The organism is Bradyrhizobium sp. (assembly GCF_019242285.1).
Taxonomy (GTDB): domain Bacteria; phylum Pseudomonadota; class Alphaproteobacteria; order Rhizobiales; family Xanthobacteraceae; genus Bradyrhizobium.
Genome location: NZ_JAFAVV010000252.1, coordinates 1 through 2,430, shown reverse-complemented (window position 1 = coordinate 2,430; position 2,430 = coordinate 1). Strand labels below are relative to the sequence as shown.

Here is a 2,430-nt window from a genome sequence, read left to right as displayed (position 1 = left end):
ATCGAGATCGAGCATGACGAACACCGGGGTCTGAAGCCGGTCGGCGAGATCGAAGGACACCGCGCCGAAGTCGAAGGCTTCGGCCGGGTCTTCGGGGAACAGCAGCACGTGTTTGGTGTCGCCGTGCGAGGCATAGGCGCACGATGTGATGTCGCACTGCTGCGTGCGTGTGGGCATGCCGGTTGAGGGGCCGGCGCGCTGCACGTTGAAAATGACCGCGGGGATTTCCGCGAAATAGGCGAGCCCGATGAACTCCTGCATCAGCGAAATGCCGGGGCCGGAGGTCGCCGTAAAAGCGCGCGCGCCGTTCCATCCTGCGCCGATCACCATGCCGATCGAGGCGAGTTCGTCCTCGGCCTGCACGATGGCGTATTTGGCCTGCTGGGTTTTCGGATCGACGCGCAGCTTGGCGCAATGCTTGGTGAAGGCGTCGGCCAGCGACGACGATGGCGTGATCGGATACCAGGCGCACACCGATGCGCCGCCATAGACCGCGCCGAGCGCGGCCGCCGAATTGCCCTCGACGAAGATCCGGTCGCCGACCTTGTCGCAGGCTTTCAGCTTGATGCCGAGCGGGCAGGAGAGATTGAGCGTCGCGTAGTCGCGGCCGATATGCAGCGCCTTGAGGTTCGGCTCGATCAGCTTCTCTTTGCCTTTGTATTGCTCGCCGATCAGCTTCTCGACCGCCTTCACATCCATGTCGAGCAGCGCGGTCAGCGCGCCGACATAGATGATGTTCTTGAACAGCTGACGCTGGCGCGGATCGGTATATTCCCGGTTGCAGATCGCGGTCAGCGGAATGCCGATCACCGTGATGTCCGGACGGAATTTCGACGCCGGCAAGGCCTTGGTCGAGTCGTAGAGCAGGTAGCCGCCGGGTTCGATGCCGGCGATGTCCTTGTCGAAGGTCTGCGGGTTCATCGCGACCATCAAGTCGGTGCCGCCGCGCGCGCCGAGATGGCCCGCTTCCGAGACGCGGACCTCGTACCAAGTCGGCAGGCCCTGAATATTCGACGGGAAGATGTTGCGCGGCGCGCAGGGGATGCCCATGCGCAGGATCGCGCGCGCGAACATCTCGTTGGCGCTCGCCGAGCCCGAGCCGTTGACGTTCGCGAAGCGAACGACGAAATCGTTTACGCTGCTGATCGGCGTGTTGGCCGGCATGACGAACCCGCGTGAGTCATATCGAGGAAGAATTTCTGCATGTCCCAGGCCCCGGTCGGGCAGCGCTCCGCGCACAGCCCGCAGTGCAGGCAAACGTCCTCATCCTTGACCATGACGCGGCCGGTCTTGAGGCTGTCCTGCACGTAGAGATCCTGGGTCAGATTGACCGCCGGCGCGGTGAGCCGCTTACGTAAATCGGCTTCTTCGCCATTGGCGGTGAAGGTGATGCAATCCATCGGGCAGATGTCGACGCAGGCGTCGCACTCGATGCACAGCTTGGCCGCGAACACCGTCTCGACGTCGCAGTTGAGGCAGCGTCCGGCCTCGGCGTAAGCGAGCTGCTCATCAAAGCCGAGCTCGACTTCTGCCTTGATGTCCTTGAGCGCAATGACTTTGTCGCGCAGCGGCACCTTATAGCGCTCGTCGAGCATCACCTCATTTTTGTACGACCACTCGTGGATGCCCATCTTCTGGCTCATCATCTCGACAGCCGGCAGGGGGCGGTCGGCGATATCCTCGCCATTGAGTATCTTGTCGATCGACACCGCGGCTTCATGGCCGTGCGCGACCGCCCAGATGATGTTTTTGGGCCCGAACGCCGCATCGCCGCCGAAAAACACTTTCGGATTGGTCGAAGCCATCGTCTTCGGATCGACCTTGGGCATGTGCCACTGGTCGAAATCGATACCGCAATCCTTCTCGATCCACGGGAAGGCGTTCTCCTGGCCGACTGCGACCAGCACGTCGTCGCAGGGGAAGAGGAGATTCGGTTCGCCGGATAGCACCAGCTTGCGGCGGCCTTTCTCGTCTTTCTCGGCGCGCACTTTCTCGAACACCACGCCGGTCAATCTGCCATTGTCGTGCTTGAATTCCTTGGGCACGAGATAATTGTGGATCGGGATGCCCTCGTGCATCGCGTCTTCCTTTTCCCAAGGCGACGCCTTCATTTCCTCGAAGCCCGAGCGCACCACGACCTGCACGTCCTCGCCGCCAAGACGGCGCGCCGAGCGGCAGCAGTCCATCGCGGTATTGCCGCCGCCGAGCACGACCACGCGGCGGCCGATCTTCGAGATATGGCCGAACGAAACTGACGACAGCCAGTCGATGCCGATATGGATATTGGCCGCGGCCTCCTTGCGGCCGGGAATATCGAGATCGCGGCCGCGCGGTGCACCGGAGCCGACAAAGATGGCGTCGTAATTCTGCCCCAGCAACGCCTTCATGGAGTCGATGCTTTTGCCAATGCTGCAGCGGCCACCGAGATTG

At 62.3% G+C, this 2,430-nt stretch carries 2 protein-coding genes; both read right to left on the bottom strand.

Translation table 11 applies throughout. The features are described from left to right. Nucleotides 1-1,164, bottom strand: a 1,164-nt coding sequence (locus JOY90_RS09755) for a 2-oxoacid:acceptor oxidoreductase family protein (protein WP_291690926.1), incomplete at its 3' end; no start/stop codon positions are given. Continuing rightward, a partial coding sequence (locus JOY90_RS09750) for an FAD-dependent oxidoreductase (protein WP_367276905.1) occupies nucleotides 1,134-2,430 on the bottom strand: 1,297 nt, incomplete at its 5' end. The genes JOY90_RS09750 and JOY90_RS09755, both read right to left, overlap by 31 nt.